Source organism: Psychrobacter sp. TPE 89C (assembly GCF_055522395.1).
In genome coordinates this window covers 1-19,965 of record NZ_JBVFXW010000032.1, presented here as the reverse complement: position 1 = coordinate 19,965, position 19,965 = coordinate 1, and the positions used below count along the sequence as shown (strand labels likewise).

At 43.0% G+C, this 19,965-nt stretch carries 16 protein-coding genes; 5 read left to right on the top strand and 11 right to left on the bottom strand.

What is annotated here, in order from left to right; genetic code table 11:
• Positions 1-30 precede the first annotated feature (30 nt).
• The 3 genes from ACZW67_RS10230 to ACZW67_RS10220 all read right to left on the bottom strand — a co-directional run bounded on the left by ACZW67_RS10230 (position 31) and on the right by ACZW67_RS10220 (position 4,590).
• Positions 31-1,071, bottom strand: a complete 1,041-nt coding sequence (locus tag ACZW67_RS10230) for a hypothetical protein (protein ID WP_465183164.1) — start codon at positions 1,069-1,071, stop codon at positions 31-33.
• 328 nt (positions 1,072-1,399) lie between these two features.
• Positions 1,400-2,239 carry an SDR family oxidoreductase gene (locus tag ACZW67_RS10225; protein WP_465183163.1) on the bottom strand — a complete coding sequence of 280 codons (840 nt, stop codon included), beginning with the start codon at positions 2,237-2,239 and terminating at the stop codon, positions 1,400-1,402.
• A 164-nt stretch (positions 2,240-2,403) separates the two neighbouring features.
• Positions 2,404-4,590, bottom strand: coding sequence for an Lnb N-terminal periplasmic domain-containing protein (locus ACZW67_RS10220; RefSeq protein ID WP_465183162.1), 2,187 nt, complete (start codon positions 4,588-4,590; stop codon positions 2,404-2,406).
• 164 nt (positions 4,591-4,754) lie between these two features.
• Here ACZW67_RS10220 and ampD point away from each other — a divergent pair, with 164 nt between their 5' ends.
• From ampD to ACZW67_RS10205, 3 genes are all read left to right on the top strand, one after another.
• Positions 4,755-5,342, top strand: a complete 588-nt coding sequence (gene ampD / locus ACZW67_RS10215) for a 1,6-anhydro-N-acetylmuramyl-L-alanine amidase AmpD (protein WP_465183161.1) — start codon at positions 4,755-4,757, stop codon at positions 5,340-5,342.
• Between the two features lie 135 nt (positions 5,343-5,477).
• Positions 5,478-7,028 (top strand): murein biosynthesis integral membrane protein MurJ, encoded by a 1,551-nt coding sequence (gene murJ, locus ACZW67_RS10210; protein ID WP_465183160.1) that lies wholly within the window; start codon positions 5,478-5,480, stop codon positions 7,026-7,028.
• A 120-nt stretch (positions 7,029-7,148) separates the two neighbouring features.
• A complete protein-coding gene (locus ACZW67_RS10205) occupies positions 7,149-7,706 on the top strand; it encodes a hypothetical protein (protein ID WP_465183159.1) in 558 nt (185 codons plus the stop codon).
• A gap of 227 nt (positions 7,707-7,933) precedes the next feature.
• Here ACZW67_RS10205 and ACZW67_RS10200 read toward each other — a convergent pair whose 3' ends face one another.
• A complete protein-coding gene (locus ACZW67_RS10200; RefSeq protein WP_465183158.1) occupies positions 7,934-8,533 on the bottom strand; it encodes an N-acetyltransferase family protein in 600 nt (199 codons plus the stop codon).
• A 366-nt stretch (positions 8,534-8,899) separates the two neighbouring features.
• On the opposite strand from ACZW67_RS10200, the gene ribF reads away from it, so the two are divergent.
• On the top strand, positions 8,900-9,934 hold the full coding sequence (gene ribF / locus ACZW67_RS10195; protein ID WP_465183157.1) for a riboflavin biosynthesis protein RibF: 1,035 nt from the start codon (positions 8,900-8,902) through the stop codon (positions 9,932-9,934).
• A gap of 98 nt (positions 9,935-10,032) precedes the next feature.
• Here ribF and ACZW67_RS10190 read toward each other — a convergent pair whose 3' ends face one another.
• From ACZW67_RS10190 to ACZW67_RS10175, 4 genes are all read right to left on the bottom strand, one after another.
• Positions 10,033-10,272: a DUF2789 domain-containing protein gene (locus ACZW67_RS10190; RefSeq protein ID WP_465183156.1), complete on the bottom strand. Its 240-nt coding sequence runs from the start codon at positions 10,270-10,272 to the stop codon at positions 10,033-10,035.
• Positions 10,273-10,594: 322 nt separating this feature from the next.
• A complete protein-coding gene (locus tag ACZW67_RS10185; RefSeq protein WP_465183155.1) occupies positions 10,595-11,584 on the bottom strand; it encodes a malate dehydrogenase in 990 nt (329 codons plus the stop codon).
• A gap of 400 nt (positions 11,585-11,984) precedes the next feature.
• Positions 11,985-12,617 carry a T2 family ribonuclease gene (locus tag ACZW67_RS10180; RefSeq protein ID WP_465183154.1) on the bottom strand — a complete coding sequence of 211 codons (633 nt, stop codon included), beginning with the start codon at positions 12,615-12,617 and terminating at the stop codon, positions 11,985-11,987.
• Between the two features lie 465 nt (positions 12,618-13,082).
• On the bottom strand, positions 13,083-15,203 hold the full coding sequence (locus tag ACZW67_RS10175; RefSeq protein ID WP_465183153.1) for a lytic transglycosylase domain-containing protein: 2,121 nt from the start codon (positions 15,201-15,203) through the stop codon (positions 13,083-13,085).
• Positions 15,204-15,550: 347 nt separating this feature from the next.
• Between ACZW67_RS10175 and miaB the strand changes: the two genes are divergently transcribed.
• The gene (gene miaB / locus ACZW67_RS10170; protein WP_465183152.1) at positions 15,551-17,044 is read left to right on the top strand and encodes a tRNA (N6-isopentenyl adenosine(37)-C2)-methylthiotransferase MiaB; all 1,494 of its coding nucleotides are present in this window, start codon (positions 15,551-15,553) and stop codon (positions 17,042-17,044) included.
• A 99-nt stretch (positions 17,045-17,143) separates the two neighbouring features.
• Here miaB and ACZW67_RS10165 read toward each other — a convergent pair whose 3' ends face one another.
• The 3 genes from ACZW67_RS10165 to ACZW67_RS10155 form a co-directional block, all read right to left on the bottom strand.
• Positions 17,144-17,380, bottom strand: coding sequence for a hypothetical protein (locus ACZW67_RS10165; RefSeq protein WP_227681307.1), 237 nt, complete (start codon positions 17,378-17,380; stop codon positions 17,144-17,146).
• 4 nt (positions 17,381-17,384) lie between these two features.
• Complete coding sequence (locus ACZW67_RS10160; protein ID WP_197216512.1) at positions 17,385-17,936, bottom strand: DUF6756 family protein; 552 nt, start codon at positions 17,934-17,936, stop codon at positions 17,385-17,387.
• A 72-nt stretch (positions 17,937-18,008) separates the two neighbouring features.
• On the bottom strand, positions 18,009-19,223 hold the full coding sequence (locus ACZW67_RS10155; RefSeq protein ID WP_465183151.1) for an RtcB family protein: 1,215 nt from the start codon (positions 19,221-19,223) through the stop codon (positions 18,009-18,011).
• Between the last annotated feature and the right edge of the window lie 742 nt (positions 19,224-19,965).

Here is a 19,965-nt window from a genome sequence, read left to right as displayed (position 1 = left end):
AAAAATTGGCATTATTGTACGCATTATTGATCAGCTTGACCAACCATTGATGTCGTAATCCTGCATATTAGGATAACGGGTCAACAGACCACTGCGTGATGAGAGATTGAAATAGCACTGACCGTCATGACTCACTTGTATCTCCCAACCCAAGTGATAAGCAGCAACAATAATATGTCCGGTAAATAGACGCACTTGACGGTATGCATGACGCTGTGATGGCTCGCAAATGATCTGACTGAGCAAATAACTGCGTACATGCTGACAAATTTGCGCCGCGCTATAGCTATGATTGATACTTTTGCGCGTACTGCACTGCTGCAACGCATGGACGGCAACACTACACGCCATGATATCAGTGGCCAGACTACCCTCGCCCGTCTCAAACTGCTGCGGCTGCAAAATCACTTGCCAATCATCGGCATAGAGGCTGCTGAGTAACTCATCAGGATTATAACGTTTGGTCAATGCACGCAGCGAGGCTGAAGCATCTCTAACTTTACTGTTACTAGCATTACGATTACTGGCATTGCGGTTACCGATATCAGCACCATTCAGATCAGTGCTTAACGGACTGCCAGCAAGTGTGAAACCATAACGCTGTAGTTTTGGATAGGCCTGAAGCGCTTGCTGAATGTCTGACATATCTAACAACGTCATATTCGTTAATGCTGACAACAACGGTTGCTCGCTATTATTATGATAAAAGCTGTCCGGAAATTCAGCAAGCTCCGCTGCACTCAGTAACGACAGATGCTCGCCTAAGACTTCTGAAGCAATTAATGCCCATTTCGATAGGCTGTCTTTGTTGGGCTGATAAAAACGGGCAGCGTTACCATATAAACGACGCAGCTGAGTATTCAGACGACGCGCAGGCTCTGGGATATCAGTCAAAGGCCTTGCAGGATCAAGTGGAGACTGCTTAGGATCAAAGTTAGGATGCACGATGGCAGGTTGTGTACTATCAGAAAAAACAGGCGACTGCTCAGCACTGCCTTCTGTACGCTTGCCACCTGCTGCTGTAATGTCAGCACTGGATAAGCGGTTATCAGAAGTAGAAGGCTGGGTCATGAGAGCTCCATAGACTATAAAATATAAAACGAATAAGGTAAGTCAGGTCGAACGGTCATCTTATACCATTCACAAAAATTAGAGTAGCGAGGAACACGAACGCCAGTACTACACATTGTAGACTAAACCAGTTTGGACGCGACGAGGCTTACTTTTTTGATGTAGGGCGTGTCCTCATTTTAAAAATGGTGATAAAAATGAGATAAATTGCAGCCAAATAAGGAAAGTAGTATAGATAATATCAAGCTACTTGACGCAGTTTAGCAAATATTTAACCATTTTTAGCCCATTTAAAGCTTAATGCTCAGATTGAGGACATGCCCTAGTACTATGCTTGATGGCGCAAAATATCACGGTAACCTGCTTGCCAATCAGGATAATCTAGCCAAGCTAATGGAATGTTGCTATGCAAGCGTTTTCCCGTAACCGCTGTTTTTTCGTTATCCATGGCAGGAGGTGTCTCGCCTATTTGCTCACTTAACCAAACACCCAACTCCAATGTTGTCACTGGTACATAGTCAGTCGCCAGATATATTGGCTCTGGCGACTCCATGGTCAATACATTAGCAATAATATTGACCAAATCGCGATCCATAATTCGATTGCTCCAATGGCTCGCGGCCACTGGCTCTTTTTGCGGCTCGCGGGCTTTACGTAGTCGCATTAACCGCTCGCGCCCATAGATACCGCTAGGACGAATGACCACGGCTTTATCATTGAAACCCTGCTGCAAAGACTGTTCCGCCTGTAATATAACCTTTGATGCGTCGCGCGCAGGCGTGATGGGTGCAGTATGCTCATCAATCCACTCGCCATTGTCTTGGCCATAAACACCCGTTGATGAAATAAAGACAATGCGCTCAAGGCTGGTCAGATTTTCTGCAAGATTTGCCAAATGCTGACAAATAGCTAAGTAACTGTTGTGATAGCCGCTGGTCGAATACTCGTCAGGGGTCACGATAATGGCAATATGCGTAAAACCTTGTAAGACTTGAGCAGTCAGCGTTAATGCATCGGCTTGTTTAAATATAGCTTTATCATCCAATGCATAATCATACCGCTCACCACGAGCCAGACCCGTAACGTGCAAGCCATCCTGCGCAAGCTTATTGGTCACTGGTAATCCAATATCACCTTGACCAATAATCAATAAATTTTGCTTACTCATCACATATCCTTCATTTAGCACAATATCTGGAGATAACTTCGACAGTCGTACTTAGAAACAATCTCTAAGAAAACTCTATCAAGACGCTAATATAAAAATACTAATATAAAAACACTATTATCAAATTGCCAACTTAGAAGGTGCTAAGTTTAAAAGGTATCAAATCAAAAATAGCGTCTGTATGACAGCTGTACATTTTCATTGCTATCAACACGATCTTGCCAATCATAGTTAGCATTGATACGTAATGCTTGTTTTTTATCAATATCGTATTGCAGACCTAGTGTCGATATCGGTTGCCAATAGTGACCACGAACGTTCGACGCATCGCTGCTGCCATGATACCAATATGGCAGTTGCAATTCAGCCTGCGCGCGTAACTGATTGTTAATCTGATAACGACAGCCTGCATTCACGCCTGCCCCAACGCGAAAGCCTTTATTGATACCACGACCTACTTGCGTCGTACCGGACAACAAGGTGTAGCATAATTGCGGCGGCATCTCGCCAGTATCTACATTAGGAGTTCCAAATGCCCAAGACCACCCTGTCTCGTAGCCCACGCTACCCACTAAATGGTCTGTGCCGTCTTTCTGCGAACCGTCATTGACGCGCGTCGCTTCGATGCTTGCGCCCCACGTTTTACCTTTTTTGGCAGAGTTAACGGGATTAAAAGAACGACCGCTAATTAACGTGGCATTTTGTAAGACCACATTTTTTGGCTGATTGTCTTTATCATTATCCGTGTCATATAGGCGTAAAGTCGCCGCAATGCCTTCTAAATTAAAAAACTGTGGATATCCTGAAGAGCGGTCAAGCGTATCATGAAAGCCTGCCCGCAAGCCCAGATCGATATAGTTATTGTCACCGCGCTGCCCTATCCCAATGCTCCCCAATGTCAGCGGATGTCTGTCAATAGGGTTATTATCTGATACAACGATACTAGTCGGCAGTAATGTTTGTTTGTCAGCTGACATGCTCGAGACATCATTGAGCTGAGCAGATTTAATCTCGTCAATCGTCTGTGTGGCGCTGTTGTGATAGCCAAGTTGCTCACGCTGCTGCTTCACTTTATTTAACTGAGATTGGCGTAAGGTGCTATCAGCTGGGGTGTAAATACTGCTGGCAAGCAAACCTTCACTATTGAGTAATTGCACGACATCTGAGGGAATGACCGCATAAGGCAATCTGCTTAATAAATGCTGCTGCGGGCGCACTACGTCAATTAAACGTAACACTTCAGACGCGCAATTATCTGTGGTGAAGTAATACGGTAACTTCAAATCCTTGGTTTCCCAAACATGCAACATGATTTTCTGAACTTCGCTTGGTGTCAAATCCAATTGATAGGTCCACGTATCGCGCTCATCTCCCTGTAAATAATTAACCAGCTTTTCAGGATAAAGGTCAATCTCAATAAGACTGTCATAAGCACCAATCATTGATTTGACGGAGTATATCGGAAAGCTATCCTCAGGATTGCCATCTACCGTATAATTCAGCGCATGAGCGTAATGAATTTGGCTAGGATCAGCGACGCTTTCTTTTGAGTCGATACGCAGCAAAGTATGAGCAAATGCTGAAAGAGGATTGTCCAAATACTCTTGTGCAAACATAAGAGACAGCTGCTCAGGTGCAATCGTTTGCATCCACTTATCTAGCTCTGGACAGTCAGCTTGTAGCACAGTGTCGTCAATATTCAACGTATCAGTCAGCCATTGTACTCGCGCTGGAAAACGGCATAGTACAGAGTTGCTACCGACAGCACGACTACTGACAGAATGGCCGTTGGTTATTTGGGCAGAATTTTTATTAACGGTTTTATGATTGTTAGTGGCCTGCATTTCGTCGGCAAGGGCAACAAGCAGCGCATCAAGCTCTGCACCTGAATCACTCCGACCGTTTTTACTTAAGAAGAAACCAGCATCATCAACCATACTGGTGTTTTTTTTCTTACCAATTAAGTTCTTTTGATCATCAAAGAAATACAATAATCGTCGCCATGTTGTATGCTGTGCCAGACTTTCTGTTTTCGCTTGTTTGCGCCACGTGGCTAATAACGATTGAGCACTGCTGTCTTGTACGCCTTGCATACTTTGCGTGCTATTGGTTTCTTCGTCAGCGCCATCATGTGGCATATTATATACCACCGTATGTGCCGCATTACTATCTATCGTCGCTTGTGGCTCACTCGCCAATTCACCTGTGGTTACTAGCGAGTCTGGCGTTGGCAAAAAAGCCTGTGCTTGGCCAGAGAACAGTAACCCAGCGATAGCAAGTGGCAAACAGGCTCGTTGGCAAGTTATTGTTAAGGTACAATCGACTGATAGAGACATAGGCTTTGTAGCCATGAGATAAAACCTCGCACGTTATTATTCATACGCTGATAGCGTGATTAGGGGCTGACTAATAATACCTAATATAATGTTAAATAAAACAATCCAAAACCCGTTTTCGACCTAGATCATCTAAATCTCTGGGGCCTGTTTGATAAATTTTAGTAAAAGAGAATATTATGTCCAAATCATCCTCAATGACTATTAAAGATGGCTTATTATCTGCAGCCACATGGCTCGCATCGCCTAACAAAAATATGCGACCAGCAGATATGAATATCGACACTATCGTCATTCATAATATCAGCTTACCACCCAATGAGTTCGGCGCTTGTGACACTGATGGCACTCACTACGTTAAGGCGCTGTTTACCAATCAACTAGATTGGAATGCCCATTCCTACTTTAAGACCATAGAAGGGGCAGAAGTCTCGGCACATCTATTTATCGAACGTGATGGTTCAATTACTCAGTTTGTGAACTTTAACGAGCGCGCTTGGCACGCAGGTCGATCAAGCTACTTGGGACGACCTGAATGTAACAATTATAGCATTGGTATCGAACTTGAAGGGTCGGATTTTACGTCTTTCACTAACATGCAATATGACAGGCTCGCACAGGTCGTCAGTGCTATCTATGAGGCTTATCCTAAAACTCGTCGTCACTTGACAGGTCATAGCGATATTGCACCAGAACGTAAGACCGATCCCGGTGATTATTTTGAATGGACAAGATTGCGACAATTAGTTGCCGTTCTATTAAAATAAAACAGCCTATTTTGTCCACATATCATATTCCACATTCAATCCATTTATCTCGATTATGAAAGTGATATAATTCGTCAGTTTTTCAACACAGCAAATCAGCACACAACCCAATACAACTTAGCAAGATAGGTTCTCATGGCAAAAAGTCGGTTATTTCGTTCAACCATGGTGGTCAGCAGTATGACCATGCTGTCTCGTATTTTAGGCCTAGTACGCGATGTCGTATTGTTAGGTGTTTTTGGCGCTGGTGGTCTGATGGATGCCTTTTTGGTCGCCTTTAAGATACCCAACTTTTTGCGACGTCTATTTGCAGAAGGCGCTTTTAGCCAAGCTTTCGTACCTGTTCTATCCGAATACAAAGAAAAATACAGCCTACAGCAGGTACAGATTTTAGTCAGTCGCACTTCCGGTGCACTGTTGATGGTTTTATCCATGCTGACAGTCGTGGTTATTTTAATCGCGCCTTGGGTGGTCACGTTATTTGCCCCCGGCTTTGCCGATCAACCCGATAAATTTGCCATCACTGCTGAATTACTACGTCTAACCTTTCCGTATTTGCTATTCATTTCCATGACAGCTTTTGCCAGTGGTATTTTGCAAAGCTACGGACGATTTGCTGCACCCGCGTTTGCACCAGTGTTATTGAACTTGTGTATGATTGGTGGCGCACTGATTTTCGCACCAATGTTCGACACCCCTATTATGGCACTCGGTTATGCCGTCGCTATCGCAGGTTTGCTACAGTTTTTGATACAGCTGCCACAGCTATGGCAACAAAAACTGTTGGTCGCTCCAAAAATTGACTTTCAGCATGAAGGCGTTCGCCGTATTTTAAAACTCATGCTCCCTGCCATTTTCGGTGTTTCTGTCACTCAGATTAATTTACTATTAAACACCATCTTTGCATCATTGATGATTGGTGGGTCGGTTTCTTGGTTATATGCTGCAGAGCGTATGAGCGAGCTCCCACTAGGATTGATTGGCGTGGCAATTGGTACAGTTATTTTGCCAAGTTTGTCTAAAAGTGAAGCCAAGCAAGATGACGTTAGCTTTAAAAAGACGATTGACTGGGCAGCACGCTTAATTATATTGGTGGGTGTTCCGGCATCAGCGGCGTTGTTTATACTTGCAGATGTATTAATGCAGGCATTGTTTTTACGTGGTGAATTCACCTTGCGTGATGCACAAATGAGCTCATTGGCATTGCGTAGTATGGCTGGTGGCATCTTAGGATTTATGTTGATTAAGATATTTGCCCCTGCATTTTTTGCACGTCAAGACACTCGAACCCCTGTAAAAATCGGTATCATCTCCGTCATAGCCAATATGGTCTTTAGTGTTATTTTTATTGGTATTTTCTATTTTTTAGAGATTCCACTACACGGTGGCTTGGCATTAGCAACCACAGGTGCGGCATTTGTAAACGCAGGGCTATTGTATTATTTCTTGCATAAGCGCGATATTTTCCGTTTTGGCCCTCATTGGAAAAAACTATTTGCCCAGTTTGCCATTTCTACAACCGCGATGATTGCAGTGCTGTATTTCATGTTGCCCTATTTCCCTGCCGATGATGCTCAGTGGCGACGTATTGCGGCTCTTATTATTATGTGTGCCGTGGGTGCTTTGGTTTATGGTGTGGTATTACTCGCTACAGGCTTCCGCCCCCGCCAACTAAAGCATGGCTAAACATACCAAACAAGGCCTTAACTTACGAAACCAAAACAAGCTTGGCCTGAGAACTGACAGTGTTCGATACGAATATTTGTCATAATAGCTTATGCATTAATAAATAAATTTTGAGGTCTTATGATGACTAAACAGTTGATACTTCCACGTTTGCCAATCTTATTTGCGACTGGTCTACTGAGTACTGGATTGCTTCTGAGTGGTTGTAGCAATGATGTCGATACAGAAGAAACGGTACACAAAGTAGAAGTGGCCGATTCTCATAGCGCAACTGATGATGGAAAGACAGCTGACAGTGAAAAAGTAGCTGATGATGACAAAGTAGCTGATAGTAATAAAGAGTCTACTGAGCAAAAAAGTCTAGTCACCAATCCTACCGAAGCTGGCACACCAGAAGATACGGTCAAGAAAGCATTGGATAGCCTGTACTACGGTGATGTAAAGCAAGCCGCTGGATACTATGAAGTAGACATGGCGAACTTTGAAGAAGAGCTAGCAAAAACTCAGTCTGCCTTTCAGCAAACCGTGGAGGGTGTCACTATTACTGACACTCAATATAACGATGACAAAACTCGTGCCACCATCATTGGTGAGCTGATGTTAAAAGGACAGAGTGAGCCTGCACCTTTGACTTACGAACTACAAGAAATAGATGGTCAATGGAAAATCTTAGGCTAAAGCATCACACTATCAAGCATGATGCTATATGATTTTCTTGTTTATCTAACAGGCTCTAGGGCGTGTCTTCATTTCAAAAATGGTGATAAAAATGAGATAAATTGCCGTCAAACAAGAAAAATAGCGCAGATAATATCGGGATATTAACTAGCTATTTGACGATGTTTGGCAAGATTTAGCCATTTTTAGCCCATCTAGATGACTATCGGGTGAATTGAAGAAACGCCCTAGTCTACTGTCACCGCTTTTCCAAGCATGACGACATCCGCCATAAAACCTTCCATATCACAAACCTTTGGCATATAACCCCATTGCTCAAAATCAAGCTTACGGAACAACCCTAAGCTTGGTTGGTTATGCGCGAAGATAAGCGCGATGATGTTTTGAATCCCTAAGCTTGGTGCTTGAGTAAGCATCCAGCGTGTCAGTAAACTGCCCAGTCCTTTTCCTTGATGCCCTTCGTGCAAATAAATACTAATCTCGGTGCTGATATGGTATGCCATACGCGCATAAAGATCACTAAAACTGCCCCATGCCACGATCGGCGATGACTCTGCTTGCTCACCACTTTCGGTGGTTTCTGTCACTGAGCGAACAACATAAATAGGACGCGTGGCGCTATTTAAATGCTCATCAAACCAATCTGCACGCTCTTCACAGGTCACTGGAACAAGGTTGGCTGTTGCTTGCTTGCCCGCAATGCTTTGATTATAAATCGCTAATATCTCTGGCAGGTCTCTATCACTTGCGCGCTGTACGATAAAATCGTCATTGAGATTGTGTTGGGGTAAGATGGATGGCACAGCATTCAAGGCAACATCGGACATAGGAGCTCCATAGTTAGTTGGTTGTATGATTCGCAGTAATTTTTAAATATAGTCAATCCTTTATAAAAGAGCTACAGCGTTAACCTCGCTTGAAGTATCACATATACATCTGCACTCGGTTGCCTTGACTCTCTTTTAAACTGAATCCACTATATAGCTGATTGCTAACGATAGCCGTCAAAGGAAGATAAGCGCAAGTGTTTCTTTAGAATAGCGGAACTGCCAGCGCCCTACTTATATTATGAGTAGACTATAGGATGTTAGTATAGCCATTTTACTTTATAATGGCTGATTTTAGACACATCGATTTTTGGTATGGTGTGTTTTTCTTTTTTATCTGGTCTTATCTATCATAGCTGAAAATTTATGAACACCTATTTTCTTGAGCAACTGATTGCGTCGCCAAGTACACTGCCTGCCAATATTAGCCCTGTAGATTTAGCGCCTTGTGTGCTCACTATAGGCAATTTTGACGGCGTACATTTGGGGCATCAAGCGATGCTTACACAAGTCAGAGAAATTGCACAGGCGCAAAATCTTGGCTCTGCTGTCATGATATTTGAGCCACAGCCTCGTGAGTTTTTTGCGACAGCCACTGCGCCTGCACGCTTAACCAATCTCGCTGAAAAACAAGCCTTGCTAGCAGAGTATGGTGTTGAAACTTTGATTGTGGCGGGATTTGATACAGATTTCCGGTCGCTATCCGCACAAGCATTTGCAGATATTTTGGCACTGCGCTTGAACGTGCAGGCTTTAGTACTAGGCGATGACTTTAAATTTGGTCATGATCGTACTGGTGACAGTCAGTTTTTGCGTGATTATGGTCTGGATGTGACCAACTTACATACTGTCACTGACAGTAGTGATGACGCGACACGTATCAGCTCTACTCGTGTGCGTGATATGCTGTTGGCTGGTGATATTGATGCCGCCAATACCTTATTGGGCCGCGACTATGCGATTACAGGACTGGTCGTCAGTGGCGATCAAATTGGTCGCACGATAGACTTCCCTACTGCCAATATTGATCTAAAACGCTTAAAGCCTGCGTTGCATGGCATCTTCGGTGTCGATGTGGTCAGTCTCGATGATAATGGACAAATAATTCCTAATGGCCTAACCGTAAATGCGGTCAACGGACAAACTGGTATAGCAGGATTACGTGCTGATAGCTTGTTTGGTACAGCCAATGTCGGTACTAGACCTTCAGTAGATAAAGCGCATAATTGGCGTTTGGAAGTTCATTTCCCAGAGCTGCAAGCTGATTTATATGGCCTGACTCTACAGGTTCGATTTTTGCATTATCTGCATGGTGAACGACGTTATGATGGCTTAGAGGCATTAAAAACTGGCATCCATAACGATGTAAAAGAGTTGATTGAGTGGCGAGCAAAACAATAACCTTGTTAGAACAGATATCTAACTCATAAAAAAACCCACAACATAAATTTTTGTGGGTTTTTTTATGAGCTTGCTTTTTTATAAGCTTACTTTTATAGCTAGGCATCTGGGTGCATACGTACGTTTAAGTCATCAATGACTTCTACCCATTCCGCATCTTTTTCCCATTCTTCTTGCAAAAACATACGCTGATTTTCGGTCCAAACATTCGATTCTATCAGCTTCTCTTCTTTGGCCAGTTTATGTGTTTCAATAAAGCTATCAATTGCCTCATCCGAGCTATCAAGTCCTAGCTGCGCAAATAATTCATTTATATTATATTCAGGTTCATTCATCATATTTTTCTCCCTAGATAATGCAGGTTTAGCTGTGATTATTATTTATGCTTACCACTTTATTGTAGCAGGCTCTATTTTAATAGCTGTTAACCAACGTTTATCTAACGTTATCAATTGTATTAATGGCAATGGTCCAATTTTGTATAAACCAGATACGATGTTAGGCTATTATTTTTAGTGTCTTGCTTGCCTTATTTATATCTAATTTTTTTGAACCCATTACAACGATTGCTTATTTTTCCAAGACACAAAAAAGCCCTCATATTTCAGAGGGCTTTTTTATGTACTGCTTTTGGTCTTACCACTTAAGCAAAATATCTGCTTATGGTAGTAAATGTGCTACTGCATCACGCTCTTCGCTAAGCTCTTGCTCAGTCGCAGCCATTTTCTCTTTTGAGAAAGCTGATGATACATCAACGCCGTCTACGATAGACCAGTCGCCGTTAGTACAGGTGCATGGGAATGAATAGATCAAACCTTCCGCGATACCATATTCGCCGTTAGAGTAAACGCCCATAGATACCCAATCGTTTTCATCAGTACCTAGTGCCCACGTACGCATGTGTGCGATCGCAGCGTTGGCAGCAGAAGCAGCAGATGATGCACCGCGAGCTTTAATAATTGCTGCACCGCGTTGTTGTACTTCTGGGATATAAGTGCCTTCGTACCAAGTACGATCAACTAGATCTAAAGCTGGCTTACCGTTTACAGTACAAGCCGTTAGATCTGGATACTGAGTTGATGAGTGGTTACCCCAGATGATCATTTTTTTCACGTCATTTACAGTGCTGTCAGTTTTGCCAGCCAACTGAGCCATGGCACGGTTGTGATCCAAACGAGTCATTGCTGTGAAGTTACGTGGATCAAGATCTGGTGCATTGCGTTGAGCGATAAGCGCGTTGGTGTTGGCAGGGTTACCGACTACCAATACTTTTACATCACGGCTAGCGACTTCGTTCAATGCTTTACCTTGTGCTGAGAAAATCGCAGCATTGGCTTCTAGCAAATCTTTACGTTCCATGCCTGGGCCACGAGGACGTGAACCGACTAGCAAAGCATAGTCAACATCTTTGAATGCAACGGTCGCATCATCAGTTTGAACGATACCGGCCAATAATGGGAATGCACAGTCTTCTAACTCCATGACTACACCCTTTAGGGCGTCAAGTGCTGGGGCGATTTCAAGCAATTGTAGAATAACTGGCTGATCTTTACCTAGCATTTCACCAGATGCAATACGAAATAGCATAGCATAGCTGATATTACCAGCGGCACCAGTGACGGCAACACGTAAAGGCTGTTTCATTGACATTGAATACTCCCTAATTAATTATTAGATAATTCATGATTCTAATTGATGACTCTAATGAATGATTATCATTTTAGATATCGACTTGTTTGCTGCATAGCAGCAGCCATAAACCGAGGGTTAGTGTAGCACTTCGTTCGGCGAATCGTCTAGAGACAATAAGAGGCCTACTACCTATTATATTGTTACATTTTATACGAGAGAGGCTTTAAGCAAGTAAAGCGCTTATGAATCAAGCACTAAGACAGATTTAAAAGGAGCTGATGATCACGTGGATTAGCACTATATCGCTTGATATAACGCTTATTATAAAAGGATAAGGCTATAGGTTATGACTAAAAACTGTCAAAGAGGGTATCAAAAAGGATGCTAAATGATGACTTTCAAATAGCATTGAGGAAAGCTACTTACCGCCTGAAATGATAAATCGACTGCCACAACTGTCCACAACATTAGGACAACTACCAAACTCAGAACCTTCATAACAAACATGAATATCCGTCAATATAGACTGCTTTCGGCTGCCCGCTTGGCAAATTAGGTCGACACTAGATGTCGACATACCTTTATTAAGGCGAGTCATCTGGCTGATAAATCGTGACTTAGAAACCGTATAGCTATTACCCGTATTTAGCTCCTTCGGCAATTTCAATGCGCCAGCGTAATTGGTAATCTGGCGAAAGTAACTACTGGCACTAAATGGACTACAGGCACCATAACGTTGCCATGTTTGGCTGCGTACTGTGGTATCAGGCATGATACGGTTGACGACTTTCAGCTGAAGCGGTGTTAAACGTGGCTCACTACCACGACCGCAGCGCTCACCATAGCCCATATCTAAACCCGATACGGTCAACGAATAGCCTTCTAGACATTGACGCATACGGGCACGCGTTGGCTGCATACTACATAAGGCAGGCGTCATTTCGATCATCAACACACGCTGACCACTCCTCGCGGTACTGGCGGCATGTGCTGGAATTAGAACCATACCTTGCAATATTAGTAATGCACCAACCCCCACTGTGGTATTCATTTTACTCATGAAATGCTTGTTGATTAGGCTTGCGTGACTTTTATTCAAAATTTTGATTGGTTTGATCGCTGAATGAACATTCGAATGACTCAGGGTCGCCGTCAGGTTAGATGGCGAGTGCACCTGCGTAGATGACTGACGTCTAACTTTCGATAACATACATAGAGTAAAGTATTTTTTGATCATAAGGGCTGGAGGCATCTAGCAGTGATAAAATATAGGCTATCGCTTAGATTATGGCGTTTGACATACAAACACTCATACCACTAAACATAGAGCTAAAAAATATGAACAGCGATTTGTAAATATCAATTAAAGACAATGATTAATGCAATGGTAACAAATCGTTTTTTTTAATCTATAGCAGAAACGTAAACATGAGATTAGGACGACTAAAATCAATGTATAAAAATAAGCCACCAACGATAACTCGTCAGTGGCTTATTTGAATCGTAAATGAATGCTCTAAAAAGAAGAAGGAACGGTACCCATGCGCTGGCTAATAGGCTGACTACGACCCAATAAACTACTATAGATAGTGGCATTTTCCATCACATGCTTGACGTAATTGCGCGTTTCAGGAAAGGCAATAGACTCAACATATTGATCTGCTGCAAGTGACCCATACACTGGCTGCCAGCGTTTGGCATTGTTAGGTCCAGCATTGTAGCCTGCTGTAGCAACGACTGGCTGACGGTTCAACTTGCTCAAGATATCACCCATATACCATGTACCATAGCGGATATTGGTATCACCACTATTAGCACGGCTAGCACTATAGGTCTCACCTAGATTACGAGCGATATATTTCGCTGTATCAGGCATGACCTGCATCAGTCCACTTGCCCCAACGTTTGAGCGTGCAGAAGTCACAAAACGACTCTCTTGACGCATAATGCCATAAGCCCACTCTGGATCGATGCCAGCAGATTGGCTGTAGCGAACGACAGCATCTTGGTGCGGCATTGGGTGCGACAGTGCTAAGCTATCAACTCTATCCGTATTATCAACCGCGTAAATTGCACGATCGAGCCAGCCCATATCATGTGCTTGACGGGCAGCAGCAATGATTAGATTGTCATCACGCTTGTCGCGTGCCTGCTTCACCGCCCAGTTCCACTCTCGATTGGCATAAGCACGACTAGCGTCAGAGTTATATAAGGCAAAAGCACGAGCAAAGTTGCCATCTTGCATAACACGTGCGCGATCCGAGGTACTCACGTTGGGTAGATTACTACCACCGAACTGGCTAGCATCGAAGCGCTGACCAATTTTATCTTTTGCCATTAAACCGTAATACTCATTACTTTTTGCGATGTTCTTATACATCTTTTTGGCAGTGTTACGTTTGCTTGAATCGCTCGATTGCTCATATGCACGTGCTAACCAATACTGCCACTGGCTGCTCTTTTGAGTTTCGCTCTCCATTCTAGAAATGGCTTCGACCACATCATCCCATTGGCTAAAGCGAATGGCTGCCATGGCATAATCTTCGGCTTCTTCAAAATTAAAGTCGTTATCTAAGCTGTTACGGAACCATTCAACGGCCTCAGCATTAAAGCCATCATCGGTATTGTGGTTCATACGCTGTACGCCGAGGATACGATAAGCATAGCGACGGGTGTCATCATTCAACAACTTCACTGAACGCTGGTTGTCTTGTTTGATATCAAAATCTAACTGTAGCGCAGCCTCACGATAAGACTTGTCAGCGACACGGCCTAACGCATACAGGTAGAGATATTGATTGGTCTGACTGGCAGACTGTCTACCAAAACTGGTAAAAAATGAAGACGGACTCAGCTGAATCTCACTCAATGCTGAATAAGCAATAGGTGTACCTAGGCGTGATGACAACGCCATAATATCGCCTGTCTTACCTTTACGTAGCATACGCTTAAGACGAGAAGTACGATCTTGATCACTAATCAATGCGTTATTATTCATCTCCATCGCTAACTGATCACACAATGCTGGCTGCTTCTGCGTATTCAGCCAGACATCAGACTTGGCTGCCATAGCACGCATCGTGTCGCCACCATTATTAAAGCCAAGCGCAACCGCACAGCGCTCACTGGCATCGGCATTGGTAATTAAATTCGCTACTTGGCGTACTGACGCATAATCATTTGACCCTGCTTTGGTCTCTGCAAAATCCGCAACCAACTTCTCAGCCATCACAGTATTAGGATACTGACGTACGAACTGTGACACCGCTGCCGCACTTTGTGAATTAAGATCCAGATTCATTCGCCAATACGTTGGATACATCGCAAACAAACCACCACTCATCGCTTGCTCATAACCATAAAGGGCGCTGACATCACCTCGGTCCGCGGCGCTTGCTGCTGACATAAATGAGTCAATACTGCTGTCTTGCTGATAGTTATTCTCTTGCTGGTAGCTCTCGCTATCACCCCATGTCAGCTCTGCACAAGCAACTTGCGACAGCCCTAACGCACTCGCTGCCGTCGCCAAACTCAGCGCACTCACCCGCAGCCTGCCTGCTCTAGATCGCTCAGAACTACGCTTTTGACTGGCCAACTCTCTATCCTTGATGCTATGAGCAACGCGCAACTCTGTCATATTGACTCTCTTTATTATGTCTCTACAAATAATTAAACAGCGATTTATAACGTACCGCTAAGGTGGTTTTATTCATCATACTATACTCGCTGCACTTTCAACCATAGCCTTTACCTTTTGTTAATAAATAGGACAGTACGGTGTAACATAGAAATGATGTCGAGTCGTATTTTTTATCAAAAGCGCTGCTAACTCCAGTAAACAATTGATACCGTTATGAATAATTTATAATATTGACCAACGATCACCCACGCTAATTTTTCACATTGGTAGAGGGTTGTGATAAAATACGCCACCTGTTAATCGTCTACCCCGCTATATTTTTAGTCAATCATGGACTTATCCTTATGAGTGTTACTGTATTCAACCCCCGCATCAAAGACGCTGCTGTTACTGAAGCAACTGCTGCCGCGCCTGCTGTCACTGCACTCAATGAAGCAAGTTCAGCCCAATCTCCTGTAAACAAAACAGCTACCAAAAAAGTCTTTGTCACTACTCAAGGCTGCCAGATGAATGTCTATGACTCTGGCAAAATGCTCGACGTGCTCGGTGATTCCCACGGTATGGAAGTCACGCATGATATCGACGAAGCCGATGTATTGTTAATGAATACCTGCTCTATCCGCGAAAAAGCGCAAGAGAAAGTCTTTTCAGAATTGGGTCGCTGGCGCAAACTAAAAGAAAAACGCCCTGACCTTGTGATTGGTGTCGGTGGTTGCGTGGCCTCACAAGAAGGCGATAACATTCAAAAACGTGCGCCTTACGTCGATATGGTTTTTGGCCCGCAAACCTTACATCGTCTACCAGAGCTATATGATCAATCACATGAACAGCGTGAGATTGCGCCTAAAAACCGTATCGGCACAGTTGACGTATCCTTCCCAAGTATTGAAAAATTCGACTTTTTGCCAGAGCCAAGAGTAGAAGGCTTTAAAGCGTTTGTCTCTATTATGGAAGGTTGCTCAAAATATTGCTCATTTTGCGTAGTGCCTTATACCCGCGGTGAAGAATTGTCTCGCCCACTCGATGACGTATTGGCTGAGATTGATAGCTTAGCCGCGCAAGGCGTGCGTGAAATTAACCTCTTGGGTCAAAACGTCAACGGCTATCGCGGTGAAAAGGATAATGGCAGCATTTGCCGTTTCGCCGAGCTATTGCATTATGTCTCACATGTCGATGGTGTCGAGCGTATTCGTTATACGACCAGCCATCCGCTAGAGTTCACTGATGACATCATTGATGCCTATGCACAATTGCCAGAGCTGGTATCACACTTACATCTACCGGTTCAAAGTGGCTCAAATGCTATCTTGGCAGCGATGAAGCGCAACCATACGATTGATGTGTATATCAATCAGATTAATAAGCTAAAAGCCATTCGTCCTGATATTCACTTATCGAGCGACTTTATCATTGGCTTCCCTGGTGAGACGGATCAAGACTTCCAAGATACGTTGAACTTAGCAAAAGAACTGAACTTCGATCACTCTTACAGCTTTATCTACTCTAAGCGTCCAGGTACGCCAGCCGCTGAGTTGCCAGATGACGTGAGTTTCAAAACTAAAAAAGAGCGCTTGGCAGAATTCCAAAAAGTCATCATTGACTCAACACTTGCCAAAACGCATGAGATGGTCGGCACCACGACACGTGTGTTGGTGGAGCAAGTTGCCAACCGTCATCCCGACTGCTTAATCGGTACTGCAGATAACACCCGTACCGTCATGTTCCCTCATGATGTTGAGAAAATGGATGAGATGTTGGGTAAACTCGTGAGCGTACGTATTACTGATTTCGTCAGCCCGCACATGGTGAAAGGTGAGCTGATCGAAGTATTGGCGTAACCGTTAAATTATAAATCTAAGTAAGAATAAAAAAAGCCGTTCACTATCATAGCGAACGGCTTTTTTGTTGTTTAAATTTAAGATTAAGATGAACGGTTGCTACTCCGATAGCCAATCTGTCTTCCGTAACTGCTGCTTAGTCTCACGGCGACGTTTTTTTCGGACGATATCGATATCTTCCTTTTCGTGAATACCACCTTTTCTTAACAGTGGATCCAGTGCCAAATAGTTGCGCGGCTTGACTGTGCTTAGCGATTGCTGTGCACCTGTTTCAGCTTTTTGTTCTAACTGCCGTTCAATCTGTTTGGCTTTCTTTAATGTTTGTTTTAAGCTCATTATTTTATCCTTTATTCTTTGCTACATCTTCTATAGCCTTTAATTTTTGTGGCATATCTTTACCTGTGGCCATCAAGATGTCGTGGTGGTTGCTACAGATAAGCCAGTTATACTTTTTAGAAACAAAATAGCACTCGTCAAAGAAGCAGATTTCATCGAGTATTTTTATTATTGCCTCAATCTTGCCCTCGTAAAACCAGATTTTTGAACGCTCGTTGAATGTTCCTGTTACACCAAACCAAATACTTTCATTGGGCTGAATTAAACGTAACAAGTAATTCTCGAGAGAATCTTTGATTTCCATTGAATACGTTTCTTGTATCAGATTTTGCCATAACCAAACTGGACGGCTTTTACCATTTTCAATTTTGCAAAAGGTTTGATAAATCTGCTCTTCTATGCCTTTGTAATCATCGTAAGGGGTTAGAACTCGAAAAGATTTATCCGTTAAATTCAGCTCAGTTTTCAAGCACATAATCTCTGCTCGTATATCAGCCCATTCTTTTGATTGGGGTCTTTTTTTACCATTTTTGTTGATATAAGGATAATCTCTCATAATTGTCTCCTTAATTTGATCTTGTCTTATAGGATGCTAACAGTTAAAACAAGATCAAGTTTTATAAAAAAACTAGCCTTTAATACACATGACCTGCTTCAGCGTATGCACCACTTCGACCAAATCCGTTTGATTTGCCATCACTTCATCGATGTCTTTATAAGCGCCGGGTATCTCATCGATAACGCCTTTATCTTTGCGACATTCGACACCATCCGTCTGCGCCTTTAGCTCATCGATGGTAAATGCTCGCATGGCTTTACCTCGACTCATCTGTCGCCCTGCCCCATGTGAACATGAGCAAAACGATTCAGCCTCGCCCAGACCACGTACGATAAAGGACTTTGCGCCCATAGAGCCTGGGATAATGCCGAGCTCACCTGTATAGGCACTGATTGCACCTTTACGGGTCACATAGACTTGCTCACCAAAATGCACCTCTTCATTGACATAATTATGATGACAATTGATGGCTTCTTTGGTCAGCTGAAACCGTGGCAATCCCGCTTGTGGCGACTGCAAAGACTTAATCACTAAGCGCATCATCTCACGGCGGTTCTCAAGCGCGTAGTCCTGTGCCCAGCCTACTGCTTCAACATAATCAGCAAAGCTATCAGATCCTTCTGCAAAGTAAGACAAATCACGATCTGGCACATGACCAAAGCGCGATTGACGCTCTTTTTTTGCTAAATTGATAAAGTACTGGCCGATACAGTTACCAATGCCGCGGCTGCCAGAATGCAACATCACCCAGACATCTTTATTTTCATCCAAGCAAAGCTCAATGAAATGATTGCCACCACCCAGTGTTCCAAGTTGCTTCGCCCACGTGCGCTCAAAACCTCTGAGCATTTTGAGTAAACCTGGGTGCTTATCAGTAATTGGTTTTAGGCGTTTGCCTAATGGATCAAGCGTTGAATTCTTGGCTTGGATTTGTTTGTGCATGTTAAAGCCGACTGGTACTTGTTGCTCCACTACTGAGCGTAATGACCTTAAGCTGTCAGGCAAATCACTCGCTGTCAGGGACAAACGCACCGCGTTCATACCGCAGCCAATATCGACACCGACTGCGGCAGGAATGATGGCGGACTTGGTCGGAATCACACTGCCGACTGTTGCGCCTTTGCCAACGTGCACATCGGGCATCACCGCAATGTGTGAGTGTACAAACTCTAGCTGGGCTAGATTGCGCAATTGCTGCATTGCACCTTGCTCAACATCTGAGGTGTAAATCTTGACGGGTACGCCGTGTTTGCGGTTTTCATTTAATATTAATTGAATGCTCATGATTTATTATTTCCGTTTTATTATTTTTATAACCATGCATATTTTTTAATTTACTAATTTTTAGATATTACTTACCCGTCTGCATTAAACGATACGTTTAATAAGCACATAGGTTAATAAATCATAAAATAAAGACAATAAAATACCGTTTTTTATTAATTAAAAAATCAATAAAAATTCATGGTTAATTTATTATAGACGTTTTAAAGAAAGGTTTTACCGTACCAAAATTGAGAGCATAAATATTATGCGCGCAGAAAGGCATACGCTAAACAATAGCGTGAATCGCCTCATTAGCAATAACGATAAAGTAAAATGTTAGGTAGACAGATAACAGCAAGCACAATATGGCTTAGCACAATCGCAGAGCAATTTTGGCACGGTAGACTTAGAAGAGGGATAGCGCAAGTAGATACAGAAGGCTATGCTTTGATATCAATAAATAGGATATCACTCAGTAGCTTGTATATAGATTCAGCCAAACCTTTTCGAAGTCGTCATTGCTGTCAGGTAGTTTACACATTCAATCTTTAAAAACGTCTTGATAGTTAAATAGGACACGATGATTCCTCCATAGGTTGTGGCTAATTTTGTGGGCAATAGTAGCAGATGTATTTGAATGACTTATCGCTTACATAGAAGCTGATAAATCAATGTGATAATAATAACGATTTAAAAAATAAAGTCAATAATTAATTTAATTTAAATAGAGATTACTATAAAAATTATATTTCATTAAACT

Bases quoted from the DNA above. Each gene is read 5' to 3' on its own strand.
- ACZW67_RS10160 (WP_197216512.1), bottom strand. From the start codon at position 17,936: ATGAGAGATTATCCTTATATCAACAAAAATGGTAAAAAAAGACCCCAA.
- ACZW67_RS10220 (WP_465183162.1), bottom strand. From the start codon at position 4,590: ATGGCTACAAAGCCTATGTCTCTATCAGTCGATTGTACCTTAACAATA.
- ampD (WP_465183161.1), top strand. From the start codon at position 4,755: ATGTCCAAATCATCCTCAATGACTATTAAAGATGGCTTATTATCTGCA.
- ACZW67_RS10200 (WP_465183158.1), bottom strand. From the start codon at position 8,533: ATGTCCGATGTTGCCTTGAATGCTGTGCCATCCATCTTACCCCAACAC.
- ACZW67_RS10190 (WP_465183156.1), bottom strand. From the start codon at position 10,272: ATGATGAATGAACCTGAATATAATATAAATGAATTATTTGCGCAGCTA.
- ACZW67_RS10180 (WP_465183154.1), bottom strand. From the start codon at position 12,617: ATGAATACCACAGTGGGGGTTGGTGCATTACTAATATTGCAAGGTATG.
- ribF (WP_465183157.1), top strand. From the start codon at position 8,900: ATGAACACCTATTTTCTTGAGCAACTGATTGCGTCGCCAAGTACACTG.
- ACZW67_RS10185 (WP_465183155.1), bottom strand. From the start codon at position 11,584: ATGTCAATGAAACAGCCTTTACGTGTTGCCGTCACTGGTGCCGCTGGT.
- ACZW67_RS10175 (WP_465183153.1), bottom strand. From the start codon at position 15,203: ATGACAGAGTTGCGCGTTGCTCATAGCATCAAGGATAGAGAGTTGGCC.
- ACZW67_RS10155 (WP_465183151.1), bottom strand. From the start codon at position 19,223: ATGAGCATTCAATTAATATTAAATGAAAACCGCAAACACGGCGTACCC.
- murJ (WP_465183160.1), top strand. From the start codon at position 5,478: ATGGCAAAAAGTCGGTTATTTCGTTCAACCATGGTGGTCAGCAGTATG.
- ACZW67_RS10205 (WP_465183159.1), top strand. From the start codon at position 7,149: ATGATGACTAAACAGTTGATACTTCCACGTTTGCCAATCTTATTTGCG.
- ACZW67_RS10230 (WP_465183164.1), bottom strand. From the start codon at position 1,071: ATGACCCAGCCTTCTACTTCTGATAACCGCTTATCCAGTGCTGACATT.
- ACZW67_RS10165 (WP_227681307.1), bottom strand. From the start codon at position 17,380: ATGAGCTTAAAACAAACATTAAAGAAAGCCAAACAGATTGAACGGCAG.
- miaB (WP_465183152.1), top strand. From the start codon at position 15,551: ATGAGTGTTACTGTATTCAACCCCCGCATCAAAGACGCTGCTGTTACT.
- ACZW67_RS10225 (WP_465183163.1), bottom strand. From the start codon at position 2,239: ATGAGTAAGCAAAATTTATTGATTATTGGTCAAGGTGATATTGGATTA.